Below are 15,482 nucleotides of genomic sequence, written 5' to 3'. Positions count from 1 at the left end.
CGGCCGGAGCCCGAGGCGTCCCGGGCGCTATTTCATCAGCCCCTTGGCCTTCATCTCGACGATCGACTTTTCATAGCCGCTCTCGCGAGGGCCGGAGGTCAGCACCCATTCGCAGAATTCGCCGATCCCGCGCTCGAAGTCATAGGCCGGCGTGAAGCCGAGAACCGAGTTCGCGCGGGTCATGTCGGCGTAGTTGTGCCGGATATCGCCGAGCCGGAAGTTGCCGCTGATCGCGGACTCGACCGGCAGCTTGAGGTGGCGTGACAGCGCATCGACCACCAGGTTCACGCTGATCGGCACGCCGGTGCCGACGTTGAAGACATGGCCGGCGGCCTCGGGCTTCTCCACTCCCAGCACGGTGGCGTCGACGACGTCATCGACGAAGACGAAATCGCGGCTCTCTGCCCCGTCCTCGAAGATGTTCAGCGGTTTGCCCTGCATGATCAGGTTCGAGAAGATCGACAGGATGCCGGTGTAAGGGTTCGACAGCGACTGGCCCGGGCCGAAGACGTTCTGGTAGCGCAGGGCCACGGGCTCGATGCCCAGGGTCGGCGACAGGGTCATGACCATCTGCTCCTGCACCTGTTTGGTGATCCCGTAGAGCGAGGACGGGTGCAGTTTGGAATCCTCGTCGGTCGCGACGAGGGTCAGGGCCGAGGAGCCGGGATATTTCACCTCGAAGTCGCCTGCGGTCATGTCGGCCGCCGCGCGGTGCTCAGGATAGACGTCGCCCAGTTCCGGCGAACGGTATTTGCCTTCGCCATAGACCGAGCGCGACGAGGCGACCACGATCCGTTTCATCGTATGCGGAGCGTTGGCGAGGATGTCGAACATGAGGGCCGTGCCGCCGATGTTGACGGCGGTGTAGTGCTCGACCTTGTACATCGACTGGCCGGTGCCGGTCTCGGCGGCGAAGTGGACGATGACCTCCTGGCCGTCCATCGCGGCCGTCATGTCGCCCCGGTTGGCGACATCGCCGCGAATGAAGCGCACCTGGCCGGCGATCGACCGGTACAGTTCAGAGGCCTCGGGATCCGCGCCGTGGACCTGCTCGGCCAGGGTGTCGAGCACCGTGACCTCGTGGCCGCGCGCCTTCAGCTTCAGCGCCAGCCGCGTGCCGATGAAGCCGGCGCCGCCGGTGATCAGAACCTTCGCCATGACAGGCCCCCTATCGGATCAGCTTGACCGTCTGTTCGATATTGCCGCGCGAGGACGCGCCGAACACCACGGACTGGAGGTTGAGACGGTTCACATAGTCATAGGCCTCAGGCGCGGGGATCGCGCCGGAGGCCAGGGTGGACATGGCCATCATGGCGTAGTCGGCGCCGTCGTTCTCGGCCAGGGCCGCTTCATAGGAGGCGCGATCCGGCGACATCAGATAGCCGAGCTTGTTCATCGACGAACAGATCACGACGTCGTGGATGTCCCACTCGATCAGACGCTTGCGCAGCAGGGGCATGTTCTGGGTGATGAAGCCCGGAGCGGCGCCGTATTTCTTGCGGACGTGCTTGCTGTATTCGACGAACGGCTCGGCCACGCCGAAGCCGAGCATCAGATCGACGACGATGTTCTGCAGGAAGACCACGCGGACATCGAGGCCCTTGAAGGCCGACATCTCCTGGTCGACCAGCATCTTCATCATCCGCACGGCGTCCAGCGACATGACGGCCAGACCGCCCTGCGCGATCTTGCCCATCGCGGAACCGGCGCCGTCGGACATGAGGACGCTGTGCAGCGCACCGACCATGCCCTTTTCCGCAACCAGGTTTGCGTATTTGTGCGGGTAGGGGATCGATGGATACCAGGCCAGCTCGGGGTACTGGCTCTTGCGGGCCCTGAAACGGTCGCAAATCTCGCCCGCGCGTGCATTGCTGTTGAGCATGACGGCCCGGATGCCCGTCTCGAATGCGGTCTCATAGACGTTGAAGATGGCGTCCAGATCGGCGAAGCGCTCGGCCTGGGCCTGAGCCTTCTCCTGCGACATGTGATTGATGCCGAAGAACTGGTTGTCGCCAAAGACGATGCGATCAATCTGCGGCATCAGGCGACGACCTGCTTGTTCTTGTCGAAATCACGGAAGATGCCGTCGATGGTGTCCAGCACCGCCGCCCCGTCGGCGAAGGTGCAGCGGGTCCGCGGGTCGCCACGCTGAACGTGATCCACGAAATGATAGAGCTGGGCGGTGAACTCGACCCCGCGCAGGTAGAAGGGGGCGGGGTTGAACAGGTCGGTGATGTAGAGCTGGTTCCAGCCGGCGTTCAGCCCGTGGGCCGGCGCGGGTGCGTTCATGAATATCTTCAGCCCGTGCTGGTCGGCCAGAATCTTGCCCTCCGTGCCGAAGATTTCGAGCTTGTTGGTGGGCTTGCGGAAGCTGGGATCGCTCCAGTTCACATAGAGCGAACCGGCGAGGCCCGAGCGGTAGAGGAAGCTGGCCGAGACCACGTCCTCGACGTTTTTCGAGAAGACTTTCGACAGGCTGCTGCCCATCACATGATCGGGCTTGCCCATCAGGTAGTCGATCAGATCGATGGCGTGGGACGCCATCTCATACGTCGCCCCGCCCCCGTTGGCGTGGGTGGCGCGCCACCCGTCCTCGCCCGGATCGCGGATGATGGTCGAGCTGAACATCTCGCTGCGAAAGCGGATGACGCGGCCGATCAGGCCTTCCTCGATGAAGGCCTTGGTCTTCATGAAGACGTCGTTGAAGCGGTTGATGTAACCGACCTGGCTGACCAGGCCCTTCTCTTCGAACCGCCGGGCCAGTTCCGCGCCCGAGGCGGAGGAGAGCGTGTAGGGCTTTTCGACGAAGGCGTGCAGTCCCTTGTCGGCCACCGCGGTGAGGATCTCGTGATTGAACGCCGGCGGCGTACAGACCAGCACCGCGTCGAGATGCTCCTTGTCCAGCAGGGTCCGATAGTCCTTGTGGGCCCGAACGCCGGCGTACTTGGACAGCAGCTTGTTCACCACCACGGAAGGATCGGCGACGGCGACGACATTCACGTTCGGATGGCTGTTCACGATGCAATGGTGCGTCACCCCCATGCGGCCGGCGCCGATGACGCCAATCCTCAGTGCGTTTTCAACCATGCGATCCGGAAACCATTGCTCGCGCGAGAACAGGGGGCGTCTCCAGCCGCCGGGAGGCCGCCGAAAAGTGCGCCACACCTATCGGTAGCGCCCTGAATGTCAACTGGTTGTGGCTGGCCGCTGCGGTCCGGAAACGGTCAACCGATGACCTCCAGAAGAAACTGCCCGGGCGAACGCTGCACGGGCGCGGGGCGTTGGCCGCGCAGGTTTTCCACGTCCGCACGAAGCGCGGCGAGGTCATCGCCGAGGGCGTGGACGATCGTGTTGTGCGGCCCGAAATGGCCGCTCTCGGCGACATGGGAATTGTTGGTGATGAGCTTCACGCCCATCGCGAGAGCCTCGAAGCAGCGCATGGTCGCCCCCGTCTGCAGGGGATGGGCGTAGTCCAGCGTGAAGTCCGACGCCGCCAGGGCGTCGACATACTGATCATAGGACAGGGGCTTGAAGGAGATGCTCTTGCGCCATTTCCAGTACAGCAGGGGACTGCGCAAAGCGTTCATCGTCAGGCTGATGACGCCCTTCTCATAGAGGAAAACGAAACTGTCCTCGGTCCCGAGGGCGTTGAGGACATGATCGAGGTAGGCCAGCCGGTTCGAGTGGTTGCGCTGGATCGCCGAGATCCGGTAGCGGGTCGGCGGCGGGGGCGTGATCGGCGTCTGGCTGGAAAACAGTTCAACGACGGGCCAACCCTTGGTCCGGGCGTCCCGGTAGTCGAAGGTGGTGACGCGATCGACCGCGGCCCCCCAGCGCTCCGTCGCCCGGTCGTACGACAGGGCGTCGAAATGGTAGCCGACGACCCGATCCGCCCTGGCCTTCATGTCGGCGACGAGTTCGGGGCCGATGCCGCGCCCCTTGATGATGACGATCAGGTCCCAGTGTTCGCCGGCCAGGAAGCGCCGCGCGAACACCCGCCGCGTCCACCAGCGGGAGATCGGCAGGTCGAATTTGGCGAGCACGCGGCCGATCGGATGCTCCGGGTACTCGTCATTCGCGCGGGTGACCTCGTAGCCCATCGCTTCCAGGCCGCCGCCGATGATCCGGGCGAACGAGTAGAAGGACAGCGGCATGACCAGCAGGCAGGTCTTCTTCTTCTTCGACAAATCGGCTCTCAGGTCTGGGGCGGCGGCAGCGGATGGCCTGTGCCGTCCACGAGATGGCGGACGAACGCCTGGATGCGATATTCCGGGAACTGCGCGTCCGGCTCGGCCAGCGGGAGGTCGACGAAGGCCTTCACCCCGCTGAAATCGAGACCGCTGAAGACGTGGATGCGGTCGGGGGAATAGAAGCGCTCCTGGGCGATCCGCGGATTGTTGGTGATGATCTTCTTGCCGGCGCACAGGTTTTCGAACACCCGCATCGTGTAGCCGCTTTGATGATGGTTCGCGAAGTCGAAGGCGGCGACCGAAGTCTCGATCATGTCCTTGAACTCGGCCTTGCCGATCGAGCCGAACGAGAGGCCTTCGGGCTTCAGCCCGGCACGCCGCAGCTTCAACCGCGCCGGCGGCGTGCAGGCCATGAAGGCCTGGAACGGGACGAGGTGGCGTTCGCAATAATCCCTGAACGCCGCCACCGCCTCGTACCGCGCCGGGTTGACGACATTGCCGACGAAATACACCGCCGACCGGTCCTGCTCCCGACGGGGCAGGTCCTGAAAGTCACGGCTGCAGAACAGCGGCAGATACCGCAGGCCGTATTCGCGCGCGTCGTCCGGGTCGAAGGTGAAGACGTCGTCGAACGCCTGCAGATGGGGCCGATAGTCGTGGTTGGCGATCGAGTCCCAGTTGTAGAGCACGAAGCGAGCGCCGCTGAACGCCGCCTTGAAGCCGGCCATGTTGGCCGCCGACATCTGATGGGCCTGGATGAACAGGACCATATCGTAGTCGCCCCCCCGCTCACGCTCGAGGATGCGGGCGTGGTGCTGGTCGAGACGGCTCTGCCACAGCCCCGGCGAGATGATCCGCAGCCCCTTCATCAGCAGGTCGCGCGGCATGATGTCGTGCACGGTCAGCTCATGCCCGAGCGCCCGCAGTTCGGCGGCGATATTGGACGTGTAGTCGTGATAATGGAGGGCGATCAGCAGAATTCTCACGCCGGATCCCTCTCCGGTGCGTCTGGTTCGAGAAACGCGCCGTCGGGGCGGGTTCGACGCCAGGTCGACGACGCCGTGTCGTATCGACGGATGACCACGGCCGGGGCGCCGACGGCGACGCTGTAGTCGGGCAGGTCCCGGGTCACGACTGCATTGGCCCCGACCACGCAATGTCGGCCGATCCTGGCGCCGAGCACACAGACGTTGTGCCCGAGCCAGCTGCCGTCGCCGATCTCGACGTCGCCCACCTGTTCAACCGCCTGGTCGAGGATGGCGGTTTCCGGATCGCGATAGCCGTGCAGGTTGTCGGATATGTAGACGTTGTTCGCGGTCAGCACCTTGGCGCCCAGCACGATCCTGCGGGTCGCGTAGAAATGGTTGAACCGGCCGATGCGGCTGCCATCGCCGATTTCCAGCCGGCACTCGGCGCTGCCGGTGTGGGGCTGCGCAGCGAGGCAGGTCTGATGGGCCACATAGACTTCGCTGCCGAGGTGAATCCGCTCCGCCCCCTCCACCGCGATAGGCGCCACGACCAGGGTTCCCCGGCCGAAACTGCCGAAACGCCTGGCGTACAGCAGCCGAAACAGGCGCGCGCGAACGGCGTTGCCCAGCCGCATGTGCATCATCATCCGGCGCTACCCCAGGTGGGGAGGTCCGGCGCCGAACAGGCGGGGCCTCGCGAAGACGGGGTCATGACGGGCGAGCCGGCGCTGGTTCGGCATAGCCGCCCGGCTCCTCGTGTGGCGCGCGCACGGCGCGGGTCGTCACCACGCGCTTCCGCGACAGCATGGCGCTGAACAGCAGCATCAGGAAGAAGGGCGTCAGCATGAGGGCTTCGCCGGTGAACGCCAGCACCAGCATCATGCCGAAGAGCAGCGGTTTCGGGAAAAAGCGCTGCCGGAATATAGCGACCAGGAACGGCAGGGACATTGGAATGCCGATGCTGGCGATCAGGGCGATCAGTCCGTTGGACGAGCTGCGTTCGGCGGTCGAGCTGTAGTCAAGGCGGGTGTCGGCGTATCCCAGCCTCGCCGCCTCGCGCTTGTATCGCTCATCGTCGAAACCGACCCCGACGAGCGGGTGGGCGAGGATGACGTTGACGCCGGTGTAGAAGTCGTAGGTCCGCGCCCAACTCGACCCCCGGAAGGCGCCCGTGGTCTTGGCCGTGAAGTTTTCGGCGGCGATGAAGAGCAGCGGCGCCGCGAGAAGCGGCGCCAGCAGGGCGGCGGCGAGCTTCTCGCCGGGGCTGGCCCGGTGGAACCCCTGGGCGAAGCCGATGCCGAAAAGCATCAGGGCGATCAGCAGGCCGGTGGTCGACTGGAGGAGAAGCACCCCGATGATGGCCAGCGCGATATCCAGACGACGTCTGGTGACGAACAGCGACATGAACAGGAAGATGTTCATGTAAATCTGGAAAACGCCGGGCTCCCAGAAGAAGCCGTCCGGCCGGACCAGCCCCCCCGCCTCCGCGATGGTGACGTGGTAGGTGAAGACCCAAAACACCGTCTGGTACACCGCCTCATCGACGAGGACCGCTCGGAAAAGGTGAGGCATCCACAGCGCCAGTAAAACGGTGCCGATGATCTGCAGTCCCATGAACTGGAATATCGGGCGCAGGTCCTCAATGATCGTGTCCCTCGGCTCGGAAAGGTAGAGTCCGAGGAGGGCCGCGCCCGCCAGGAAGTTGGCGTATCGCGTCGCCAGCGCCATGAGATCGACGTCCGGCGAACCGAAGGTCGCCACGATGAGGACGCCGAACAGCAAAAGGCCGATCGCCCACATGTCCCGCTTGAGGCCGAACGTCGGCCCCCGGCACAGGAAGCAAATGCCCAGCACCAGGATCAGGAGCGGGATTCTGGGCACGGCGAGGTTGCCGCCGCTCATCAGAATGGCGAAAAAGATCGCGAGTCGCCGGAGAGCCTGGAGGGCCGCCGGGCTCAGGATATGGTGACGTGCCGCCATCGCCTTCACTCCACAATCTTCAATCTGGCGGTCGCCATTCCCGATTCCGAAGGCCTTTTAGCCGACATCGGGGCAAATCTGAATTCTCGATAGTCCGGCGGGGTCAGGCGACTGCCTTACTCCTGGATCAGCCGCCGCAGGTACGCCCCGTAGTCGCTCTTGCTCAGCTTCTGGGCGGCCCGCTCCACCTCGGCCCGGTCGATCAAACCCATGGAGTAGGCGATCTCTTCGGGGCAGGCGACCTTCAGGCCCTGACGCTTCTCGAGGATGTGGACGTAGTCGCTGGCCTGAAGCAGGGCTTCGTGCGTGCCGGCGTCGAACCAGGCGAAACCGCGCCCCAACTGCTCGACGTTGAGCCGGCCCCGCTCGAGATAGTGCCGGTTCACGTCGGTGATCTCCAGCTCACCCCGGGCCGAAGGCGTGATGCTCGCCGCGATGTCCACGACTTCGGGGTCATAGAAATAGATGCCGATGACCGCCCAGTTCGACTTCGGCGACTTCGGCTTCTCCTCCACCGAGCGGGCCACCCCCTGCTCGTCGAAGCTGACGATGCCGTAACGCTCAGGATCATCGACATGATAGGCGAACACGGTCGCGCCGGTGTCGACCTTCTGGCGGGCGCTGCGCAGGGCGTCGGGCAGGCCGTGCCCATAGATGATGTTATCGCCCAGGATCAGGCATGAGGGGTGCCCGCGTACAAAGTCAGCGCCGATGACATAGGCTTCGGCCAGGCCGTTCGGCGACGGCTGCTCGGCGTAGGAGAGCGTGAGGCCCCACTGGCGCCCGGTTCCCAGGACCTGTTCGAACATGGGCCGGTCATGGGGCGTGGTGATGATCAGGATGTCGGTGATCCCCGCCAGCATCAGCGTCGTCAACGGGTGGTAGATCATCGGCTTGTCGTAGACCGGCAGAAGCTGTTTCGATGTCGCCAGCGTCAGCGGGTGGAGGCGCGTGCCGCTGCCGCCCGCCAGGATGATGCCCTTCATGATTGAGTCCTCGTGTTCCTGGGCCCGTACAGTTCGTCGAGGCAGGTTTCCAGCGCCGCCTGCCAGTGCGGCAGGCGCAGACCGTAGACCGCCGCCAGCCGCTCTGTGCAAAGGCGCGAATCCGCCGGGCGGCGCGCCGGGGTCGGGTAGTCGCTCGTGGCGATGGGCTTGACGCGGCAAGAGGGACCGCCTCGCGCCGCCGACCCCTCCATGATCGCCTGCGCGAAGCCGCACCAGGTGGTCTCGCCCCCGCTGACGGCATGGAACACGCCCCAGGCGTCGGCGGGCGGCGCGGCCGTCATCGTCAGGACGCCGGCGACCACGTCGGCCAGGTCCCGGGCAAAGGTGGGGCGGCCGCGTTGGTCGTCGACGACCGACAGCTCGTCCCGCTCGCCGGCCAGGCGCAGCATGGTCTTCAGGAAGTTGGACCCGACGGGGCTGCAGACCCAGGCGGTGCGAAGGATCACGTGTCTCGGATTGGCGCCCGCCACCGCCTGCTCGCCCTCGAGCTTGGTCCGTCCGTAGACCCCCAACGGACGGGGCGCGTCGTCCTCGCGATAGGGCTCGCCTTTGGAGCCGTCGAACACATAGTCGGTGGAGAAGTGGATGAAGGGGGCGCCGACGCCAGCCGCCGCCGCGGCGGCTGCGGCGGGACCGGCGGCGTTCAGCGCCCGCGCCGCCGCCTCGTCGGTTTCGGCCTTGTCCACCGCCGTGTAGGCCGCCGCGTTGATGACCACATCGGGCGACCGGGCCAGCACGGCGGCCCGCGCCGCGGCCGGGTCGGCGAGGTCGAGCACGTCCCGGCCGAGCGCCTCAACCTCGTGGCCGTCGGCCGGCAGCCGGGCCTGCAGGGCCGTCGCCACCTGGCCGGAGCGGCCGAGAATGAGGATGCGCGCCATCAGCCGCCGGTCGCCACCAGGCCCAGGCGGTCGCCCGCGTAGACGCCATCGCGGAGCGGCCGCCACCAGCTCTCGTTGTCGAGGTACCAGCGCACGGTCTGCCGCAGCCCTTCCTCGAAGCTGACGGTCTGGGTCCAGCCGAGCTCGCGCTCGGCCTTGGTGCAGTCGATGGCGTAGCGCTTGTCGTGCCCCGGACGATCCGTGACGAAGGTGATGAGCCGGCGCCGGGACGTGTCACCGGGAACCGCCTCGTCCAGGGCGTCGCAGATGCCTTCGACCACCTCGAGGTTCCGCCGTTCGGCCCGGCCGCCGAAATTGTATTTCTCGCCCGGCTTTCCCTTCAGGGCCGCCGCGACGATGCCGCGGGCATGGTCCTCGACGTAGAGCCAGTCGCGCACGTTGGAGCCGTCGCCGTAGACCGGCAGAGGCTTGCCGGCCATGGCGTTGAGGATGACCAGCGGGATCAGCTTTTCCGGGAAGTGGAACGGGCCGTAGTTGTTGGAGCAGTTGGTGATCAGGGTGGGCAGGCCGTAGGTCTCGAACCAGGCGCTGACCAGATGATCCGACGCGGCCTTGGAGGCGGAATACGGCGAGCGGGGGTCGTAGGCGGTGGTTTCGGTGAACAGGCCGGTGGGACCGAGGGAGCCGTATACCTCGTCGGTCGAGACGTGCACGAACCGGAACGCTTCGCGCGCCGGGCCGGCGAGCTCCCCGAAATAGCCGCGCGCCGCCTCCAGCAGGCTGTGGGTGCCGACCACATTGGTCTGCACGAACTCGGCGGAGCCGGTGATCGAACGGTCGACGTGGCTTTCAGCGGCAAGGTGGATCACCGCGTCGGGGCGGAAGTCGTCAAACGCCGCCTGCATCGCCGGCAGATCGCAGATGTCCGCCTGTAGGAACCGATAGGCCTCGCGCGCCTCGATCGAGGCGAGGTTTTCCGGGTTGGCCGCATAGGTCAGCTTGTCGACATTGAGGATCGACCAGCCGAGGTCCTCGACGACGTGCCGGCAAACCGCGGATCCGATGAAGCCACAGCCTCCGGTGATGATCGCGCGCATGGACATACTCCTCAGTCGAAGGTCGCGGCGTCGGACAGGCCGGGGAGGGCGCTGTCCTTGGCGGACAGAACCGGCCGGCTGACCGGAAGCGGCCAGGCCACGGCCAGGTCGGGGTCGTCCCAGGCCACCCCTACGTCGTGGTCGCGGCTGTACGGCGCCGACACCTTGTAGATCACCTCGGTGTCCGGCTCGAGGGTCAGGAAGCCGTGCGCGAAGCCGACGGGCACGAGCAACTGGGTCTGGTTTTCGGCGCTGAGTTCGAGGCCGAACCACTGCCGGAACGTCGGCGAACTGCGGCGAAGATCAACGGCCACATCCCAGATCCGGCCGCGGATGACGCGAACCAGCTTGTCCTGGGCAAAGGGCGGCCGTTGGAAGTGCAGGCCCCTCAGGGTTCCTGTCGCCAGCGACAACGACTGGTTGTCCTGGATGAATTCAATCTCGATCCCGCCCATCGCCAGCGCAGGCCGGCTGTAGGTCTCGACGAAGAAGCCGCGATCGTCCTCGAATTTCCGCGGCTGGATGATCTTCACCTCTGGAATCGGCGAGGAACTGATAGCGAAATTCGTCATTCTCTTTCCGTCGCCGCCTTCGTCTGTGAAGGCCGGATCAATGATGAAAGCAGTACCCCCAAGGCGCTTCTGCCCGCGATCCTCAGCCCGCGCAAGCCGCATCCGCCAAAGCGGGCGCGGCCGGCGTCGGGGCGGTGCGTCGGTCCGGCGGGCCGGACTCGGGGTTGCGGCGAGGGCGACGACGCGGTCGTTCCGGCCGACGCGTCCGGGTTCCTGACCGGCCGGAAGCGGGTCAGCCGCCGTGACGCCCTCAAAAATGACTGGTTGGTGCGGGATACAGTTGAATGCCCCATCCCGTTTCGTGCATGTGACCGCCATGCTTCGCCGACTTTTCAACAGGGCCCCAAAGACGCCGCCGACCGCTCCAGTTCCGACCGGGCTGCCCGCAGGCGTCGTCGTCTGGGCGATCGGCGACATCCACGGCCGTCTCGACCTGCTCGAAGTGTTGCTGGAGTCGTTGGCGCAGGCTGACGCTTCCGACGCCCAACGGCGCGTGCTGGTCTTCCTGGGCGACTATGTCGATCGCGGCGCCAATTCGCAGGGCGTGATCGACCGCCTCACCGTCCTTCAGGATCAAGGCCTCTTCGAAACCCATTTCCTCAAGGGCAACCACGAGGCCAAGATGATGGAGTTTCTGAAGGATCCCTCCGTCGGGGCGGCCTGGTGCGAGTACGGCGGCGCGGAGGCTCTGAAATCGTTCGGGCTCAAGGCCCCGGCGATGAAGCATCGCACGGAAGGCTGGGCGACCCTGTCGGCCGATTTGAGACATCGGCTTTCGCCGCGGCAGCTTCGGTTCCTTGGGGAGCTGGAGGCCAGCGTCTCGATCGGCGGCTATTTCTTCGCTCACGCGGGCGCGCGTCCGGGAATCCCGCTCGACGAACAGTCAGAATACGACCTGATGTGGGTCCGGAGCTCGTTCCTGAAGGACCCGGACCCATTCGATCGGGTCGTCGTCCACGGCCATACGCCCGCAGCCGAGCCTTATGCAGACCACCGGCGCATCGGGGTCGACACCAAGGCCTACGAATCCGGCGTGCTCACCGCCGTACGGCTGGAAGGCCTGAGCCTCCAGTTCATCCAGGCGGTGGCGGACCTCGACGGCGCGCCCGGCATTCGCACCCTGCCGTCCCAAAAGGTCCTTCCTGACTGAGGACCAGCGAGGCCGCATCCGGTCCGGTCAGCAGGCGACATCGCGCAAATCCCCCAGGTCGGCCCATACGCTCTCGGCGGTCGGAACCCGGCCCGCTCCGCGCCCCCTTACGGTGAACAGACGGCCGTCGGCGGTGGTCACGCGCAGGGCGTTTCCCTCGTCGGCCAGGTCGGCGAACAGCGGGTCCCCGTCCACGGCCTCGAAGGTCACCCCGGCCCGCCGGGTCTCGAGATCCAGCCTCGCCACCTGCCGCGCCCGGCCCGACGGCAGCCCGGCCGCGCCCGACAGAGCCGCCCGGGCGACAGCGTCCACGGGCAGGCGCCAGTCCGCCGCCTCATGCGCCAGGATGGCCAGCTTGGCGGCGGCGTCGAGGCCGTCCAGGTCCGCGGACGGATCAGCCTCGGCGAAGCCCGCCGCCTGCGCCGCCGCCACGGCCGTGTCGAAGGCCATCCCGTCCGCCAGCCGATTGAGGATGAAGTTGCAGGTGCCGTTCAGGACCGCCTCGATGCGCACGATCTCTCCATGACGGCGCGCGCGCCGGACGGTCTCGATCAGGGGCGCGCCGCCGCCGACGCTGGCGGAGTAGAGCAGGCGCGCGCCGCCGCTGACCGCCAGCGCCGTCAGGGCCGCCAGGTCGCCGCCGATCGCCTGCTTGTTGGCGCTGACCACGTCGATGCCGCGCGACAAGGCGGCCCGGGTCAGGGCGAGGCCGGTCGAGGCGTCGGAGAGGACCTCGACCAGCACGTCCGGCTCGCGCGCCAGCAGGGCCGCCGGGTCCGTCACACGCAGATGGCGCGGCAGGGCCGTGTCCCGCGCCTTGCCTGGGTCGCGGACCAGCACGCCCACCACCTCGAAGCGGTGGTCGGCCAGCAGGCGCGGCAGCAGGCCGCCGCCGACCACGCCGCATCCGGCCAGCGCCACGCGAAGCGGCGCGACCCTGTCCTCGACCGGGCGAGAGGACGCGACATCCGGACCCGGCGCGAGGGTGACGCCGTCGTGCAGCAGCGCCTCGCCGGCGGCGGGCGTGACGGTGGGCGCCCCGATGGCGTCCAGGGTCTCCGCCAGCCGGCGGACGGCCCTGTCGCCGCCGGCCACGACGGCCACCACGCGGCGACCGCGCCGGACCTCGCGGTAGACGGCGGAGGCGGCGTCGGCCGTGTCGCCTGACAGCTGCAACAGGGCGACGGGTTCCGCAGCGGGCGGGGCGGCGAGCGGGGCCGGAGTGGCGCGGCCCAGAGGCAGGGCGGTCATGGCGGCGCCCTCCTCAGGCGGCTTCGGCGGCGGGCGCGACCGGCACGGCGGCCAGGGCGGCCGACAGGTCGGCGAGCAGGTCCTCGGGATGCTCGAGCCCGATCGAGAGGCGCAGCAGGCCGTCGGTGATGCCAGCGGTCGCCCGCGCCTCCGGCGTCATGGCGGCATGGGTCATCAGCGCCGGGTGGGCGATCAGGCTCTCCACGCCACCGAGCGACTCGGCCAGGGTGAACACCTCCAGCGCGTCGACCAGCGTCCGCACCGCGGCGATGTCGGCCAGCTCGAAACTCAGCATGGCGCCGAAGCCCCTCTGCTGGTGCGTCGCCACGGCGTGGCCCGGATGGCTCTTCAGTCCCGGATAGTGGACCGCCTTCACCGCCGGATGGGCCGCCAGCCATTCGGCGATCCGGCCGGCGGTGGCCTGCTGCCGTTCGATGCGGGCGAACAGGGTGCGGACGCCGCGCAGGGTCAGCCAGGCGTCGAACGGCGAGCCGGTGACGCCCAGGCAGTTGGCCCACCAGCCCAGCTGTTCGAGATCCGCGGGATCCTTCGCCACCACGCAGCCGCCGACCACGTCGGAATGGCCGTTGATGTATTTGGTGGTCGAGTGGATCACCAGGTCGGCGCCCAGGGCGATGGGGGTTTGCAGGGCCGGGGACAGGAAGGTGTTGTCGACCGCCGCCTTGCAGCCGACGGCGTGGGCCCGGGCGCAGAGGTCGGCTACGTCCACCACCCGCATCAGCGGGTTGGACGGCGTCTCGATCAGGATCAGCTTCGGCCCGCGGGCGAAGGCCGCGTCCAGCGCCGCGCGGTCGTTCTGATCGACGAAGGCCACCCCGAAATGGCCCCGCTTGGCCCGCGCGCACAGCAGGCGATGGGTGCCGCCGTACAGGTCGTGCGGGGCGATCAGCAGGTCGCCGGGCTCCAGCGAAGACAGCGCCAGATCGACCGCCGCCATGCCGGTCGCCGTCACCACCGCGCCGCAGCCGCCCTCGAGTTTCGCCAGCGCCTCGGCCAGCACGTCGCGGGTCGGGTTGCCCGAGCGGGTGTAGTCGTAGCGCCGTTTCCCCTCGAGCCCGTCGAAGCTGTAGTTCGACGACAGGTAGAGCGGCGTCATCACCGCGCCGTGCGTCGGGTCGCTGTTCACGCCGTGACGGGCGGCGGTCGTACAGGGGCGGACTTCGGACGGACAGGTCATGCGGCGATCTCGCGAGGGGAGGTGGCGTAAAGCGGGGAGAGGGCGTCGTGCAGGGCGCGGCCGACCAGCTCGCGCTCCTTCAGGAAGGCGTCGTGGCCGAAGATCGAGGGGGCTTCGATCAGGCGCTCCAGGTTCGGGGCGCGGGCGGCCAGTTCGCGACTGTCCTCTATCGGCACGAGCCGGTCGGAGGTGAAGCCGATGACGGTCAGCGGGCAGCGCACGGTTTCCGGCGGGACGTCGTGGCGGTCCAGCGAGTCCGACAGGGCGATCCAGCGCGCGGCCGAGGTGGCCTCCGCATAGGCCGCGCCGCGCGCGATCAGATAGTCGCAGACGGGGTAGGCCGCGCCCGCCTCCGCCGGCGGGGTCGAGGCGAAGCGCAGGGCGAATTCGTCGGGCGTGCGATAGGTGACCATGGCCAGTTGGCGGGCCAGGGCGACGCCCTCGGCCTCGCGGCCGCAGTCGCGGGCGAAGGCCAGCAGGCGCCGCTGCACCCCGCGCCACGCCGTGGCGGCGGGATGGCTCCGGTGCGCCGCCGAGACCGCCACGAGCCGACCGACCCGCTGCGGGAAGGCGGCCGCGAAGGCCAGGCCGATGCAGCCGCCGTACGAGGCGCCGACGAACGCCTCGGCGCGCGGTTCGCCGATCGCGTCGAGCAGCAGGGCCAGCAGGCGGGCCTGATCCCCGGTGGTGATGGTGACCCCGGGGTCGTCCCGGCCGGGCGGCAGGTCGAAGGCCAGCACCCGGACCCGGTTCAGGTCGACGGGACCGCCGGCCCGAACCGCCCACGACCACCAGCGCGTGGCGAAGCGGCCGCTGGAGATGCCGCCGGCGACCACGACCAGCGGGCCGCGATCAGGGCCGTGCAGCCGGCCGACCACCTCGGGGGAGGCGAGGCGCTCGCCGGACGTCAGCCGGAAGTCTTTGGGGATCGGCGCGCGGACATCGCGTCCGGGCGCTTCATCGATGGGCCAGTGTTGGGACGCCACGGTCCGCTCCGCTTTCGCTCAGCGAAACCGATGGGGCGGGCCAATTCGTGCGGTGACAGACCCGTGAAGTCAGCCGGACCCCGGACGTGGAGGGGCCGTCGCTTCACTCATCTCTCGCGGCTTCCGGGGAGGCCTCGCAGGAGTTGGCACCATCTCCAGGATCGGGTGGATCCTGGAAGGTTGCCCCGGCGTCAAAGGGCCTATCCCTCAGCCGGTCTTGATGAGTGCCCTTACGGTGGCGAAC

General features: G+C 67.6%; 15 protein-coding genes and 1 riboswitch. Of the genes, 1 reads left to right on the top strand and 14 read right to left on the bottom strand.

Annotated elements, in window-relative coordinates:
* Window positions 1–27: 27 nt before the first annotated feature.
* From ACSQ1L_RS06440 to rfbC, 11 genes are all read right to left on the bottom strand, one after another.
* Complete coding sequence (locus ACSQ1L_RS06440; protein ID WP_435993115.1) at window positions 28–1,158, bottom strand: NAD-dependent epimerase/dehydratase family protein; 1,131 nt, start codon at window positions 1,156–1,158, stop codon at window positions 28–30.
* A 10-nt stretch (window positions 1,159–1,168) separates the two neighbouring features.
* Window positions 1,169–2,041 carry a hypothetical protein gene (locus tag ACSQ1L_RS06435; RefSeq protein WP_435993113.1) on the bottom strand — a complete coding sequence of 291 codons (873 nt, stop codon included), beginning with the start codon at window positions 2,039–2,041 and terminating at the stop codon, window positions 1,169–1,171.
* A complete protein-coding gene (locus tag ACSQ1L_RS06430) occupies window positions 2,041–3,087 on the bottom strand; it encodes a Gfo/Idh/MocA family protein (protein ID WP_435993111.1) in 1,047 nt (348 codons plus the stop codon). The genes ACSQ1L_RS06435 and ACSQ1L_RS06430 overlap by 1 nt, the downstream gene beginning before the upstream one ends.
* A 137-nt stretch (window positions 3,088–3,224) precedes the next feature.
* Window positions 3,225–4,187 carry a glycosyltransferase family protein gene (locus ACSQ1L_RS06425; RefSeq protein ID WP_435993109.1) on the bottom strand — a complete coding sequence of 321 codons (963 nt, stop codon included), beginning with the start codon at window positions 4,185–4,187 and terminating at the stop codon, window positions 3,225–3,227.
* An 8-nt stretch (window positions 4,188–4,195) separates the two neighbouring features.
* Entirely contained in the window at window positions 4,196–5,176 is a 981-nt protein-coding gene (locus ACSQ1L_RS06420; RefSeq protein ID WP_435993107.1) for a hypothetical protein, read from the bottom strand.
* Window positions 5,173–5,793, bottom strand: a complete 621-nt coding sequence (locus ACSQ1L_RS06415) for an acyltransferase (RefSeq protein ID WP_435993105.1) — start codon at window positions 5,791–5,793, stop codon at window positions 5,173–5,175. Before ACSQ1L_RS06415 ends, ACSQ1L_RS06420 begins: the two co-directional genes overlap by 4 nt.
* Before the next feature lie 73 nt (window positions 5,794–5,866).
* Window positions 5,867–7,138: an O-antigen ligase family protein gene (locus tag ACSQ1L_RS06410; RefSeq protein ID WP_435993103.1), complete on the bottom strand. Its 1,272-nt coding sequence runs from the start codon at window positions 7,136–7,138 to the stop codon at window positions 5,867–5,869.
* 116 nt (window positions 7,139–7,254) lie between these two features.
* Window positions 7,255–8,124, bottom strand: a complete 870-nt coding sequence (rfbA, locus tag ACSQ1L_RS06405; protein ID WP_435993102.1) for a glucose-1-phosphate thymidylyltransferase RfbA — start codon at window positions 8,122–8,124, stop codon at window positions 7,255–7,257.
* A complete protein-coding gene (gene rfbD / locus ACSQ1L_RS06400) occupies window positions 8,121–9,023 on the bottom strand; it encodes a dTDP-4-dehydrorhamnose reductase (protein ID WP_435993100.1) in 903 nt (300 codons plus the stop codon). Before rfbD ends, rfbA begins: the two co-directional genes overlap by 4 nt.
* Window positions 9,023–10,081, bottom strand: coding sequence for a dTDP-glucose 4,6-dehydratase (gene rfbB / locus ACSQ1L_RS06395; RefSeq protein ID WP_435993098.1), 1,059 nt, complete (start codon window positions 10,079–10,081; stop codon window positions 9,023–9,025). Before rfbB ends, rfbD begins: the two co-directional genes overlap by 1 nt.
* 11 nt (window positions 10,082–10,092) lie before the next feature.
* Entirely contained in the window at window positions 10,093–10,653 is a 561-nt protein-coding gene (gene rfbC / locus ACSQ1L_RS06390) for a dTDP-4-dehydrorhamnose 3,5-epimerase (RefSeq protein ID WP_435993096.1), read from the bottom strand.
* A gap of 316 nt (window positions 10,654–10,969) precedes the next feature.
* Here rfbC and ACSQ1L_RS06385 point away from each other — a divergent pair, with 316 nt between their 5' ends.
* A complete protein-coding gene (locus ACSQ1L_RS06385) occupies window positions 10,970–11,803 on the top strand; it encodes a metallophosphoesterase family protein (protein ID WP_435993094.1) in 834 nt (277 codons plus the stop codon).
* A 27-nt stretch (window positions 11,804–11,830) separates the two neighbouring features.
* Here ACSQ1L_RS06385 and ACSQ1L_RS06380 read toward each other — a convergent pair whose 3' ends face one another.
* The 3 genes from ACSQ1L_RS06380 to metX are packed head-to-tail and all read right to left on the bottom strand — an operon-like array spanning window position 11,831 to window position 15,238.
* A complete protein-coding gene (locus ACSQ1L_RS06380; RefSeq protein ID WP_435993092.1) occupies window positions 11,831–13,054 on the bottom strand; it encodes a hypothetical protein in 1,224 nt (407 codons plus the stop codon).
* A 13-nt stretch (window positions 13,055–13,067) separates the two neighbouring features.
* Complete coding sequence (gene metB / locus ACSQ1L_RS06375; RefSeq protein ID WP_435993090.1) at window positions 13,068–14,252, bottom strand: cystathionine gamma-synthase; 1,185 nt, start codon at window positions 14,250–14,252, stop codon at window positions 13,068–13,070.
* Entirely contained in the window at window positions 14,249–15,238 is a 990-nt protein-coding gene (metX, locus tag ACSQ1L_RS06370; RefSeq protein ID WP_435993088.1) for a homoserine O-succinyltransferase MetX, read from the bottom strand. Before metX ends, metB begins: the two co-directional genes overlap by 4 nt.
* Before the next feature lie 104 nt (window positions 15,239–15,342).
* Window positions 15,343–15,465: riboswitch (SAM riboswitch) on the bottom strand.
* Window positions 15,466–15,482: the final 17 nt, after the last annotated feature.

The organism is Brevundimonas sp. LjRoot202 (assembly GCF_964253355.1).
GTDB lineage: Bacteria > Pseudomonadota > Alphaproteobacteria > Caulobacterales > Caulobacteraceae > Brevundimonas.
This window is presented reverse-complemented; position numbering and strand designations above follow the sequence as displayed.

Coding starts and splice junctions, on each gene's coding strand:
- rfbD (WP_435993100.1), bottom strand. CDS start 9,023: ATGGCGCGCATCCTCATTCTCGGCCGCTCCGGCCAGGTGGCGACGGCC.
- ACSQ1L_RS06440 (WP_435993115.1), bottom strand. CDS start 1,158: ATGGCGAAGGTTCTGATCACCGGCGGCGCCGGCTTCATCGGCACGCGG.
- metB (WP_435993090.1), bottom strand. CDS start 14,252: ATGACCTGTCCGTCCGAAGTCCGCCCCTGTACGACCGCCGCCCGTCAC.
- ACSQ1L_RS06380 (WP_435993092.1), bottom strand. CDS start 13,054: ATGACCGCCCTGCCTCTGGGCCGCGCCACTCCGGCCCCGCTCGCCGCC.
- rfbC (WP_435993096.1), bottom strand. CDS start 10,653: ATGACGAATTTCGCTATCAGTTCCTCGCCGATTCCAGAGGTGAAGATC.
- ACSQ1L_RS06430 (WP_435993111.1), bottom strand. CDS start 3,087: ATGGTTGAAAACGCACTGAGGATTGGCGTCATCGGCGCCGGCCGCATG.
- ACSQ1L_RS06385 (WP_435993094.1), top strand. CDS start 10,970: ATGCTTCGCCGACTTTTCAACAGGGCCCCAAAGACGCCGCCGACCGCT.
- ACSQ1L_RS06435 (WP_435993113.1), bottom strand. CDS start 2,041: ATGCCGCAGATTGATCGCATCGTCTTTGGCGACAACCAGTTCTTCGGC.
- rfbB (WP_435993098.1), bottom strand. CDS start 10,081: ATGCGCGCGATCATCACCGGAGGCTGTGGCTTCATCGGATCCGCGGTT.
- rfbA (WP_435993102.1), bottom strand. CDS start 8,124: ATGAAGGGCATCATCCTGGCGGGCGGCAGCGGCACGCGCCTCCACCCG.
- ACSQ1L_RS06410 (WP_435993103.1), bottom strand. CDS start 7,138: ATGGCGGCACGTCACCATATCCTGAGCCCGGCGGCCCTCCAGGCTCTC.
- ACSQ1L_RS06415 (WP_435993105.1), bottom strand. CDS start 5,793: ATGCGGCTGGGCAACGCCGTTCGCGCGCGCCTGTTTCGGCTGCTGTAC.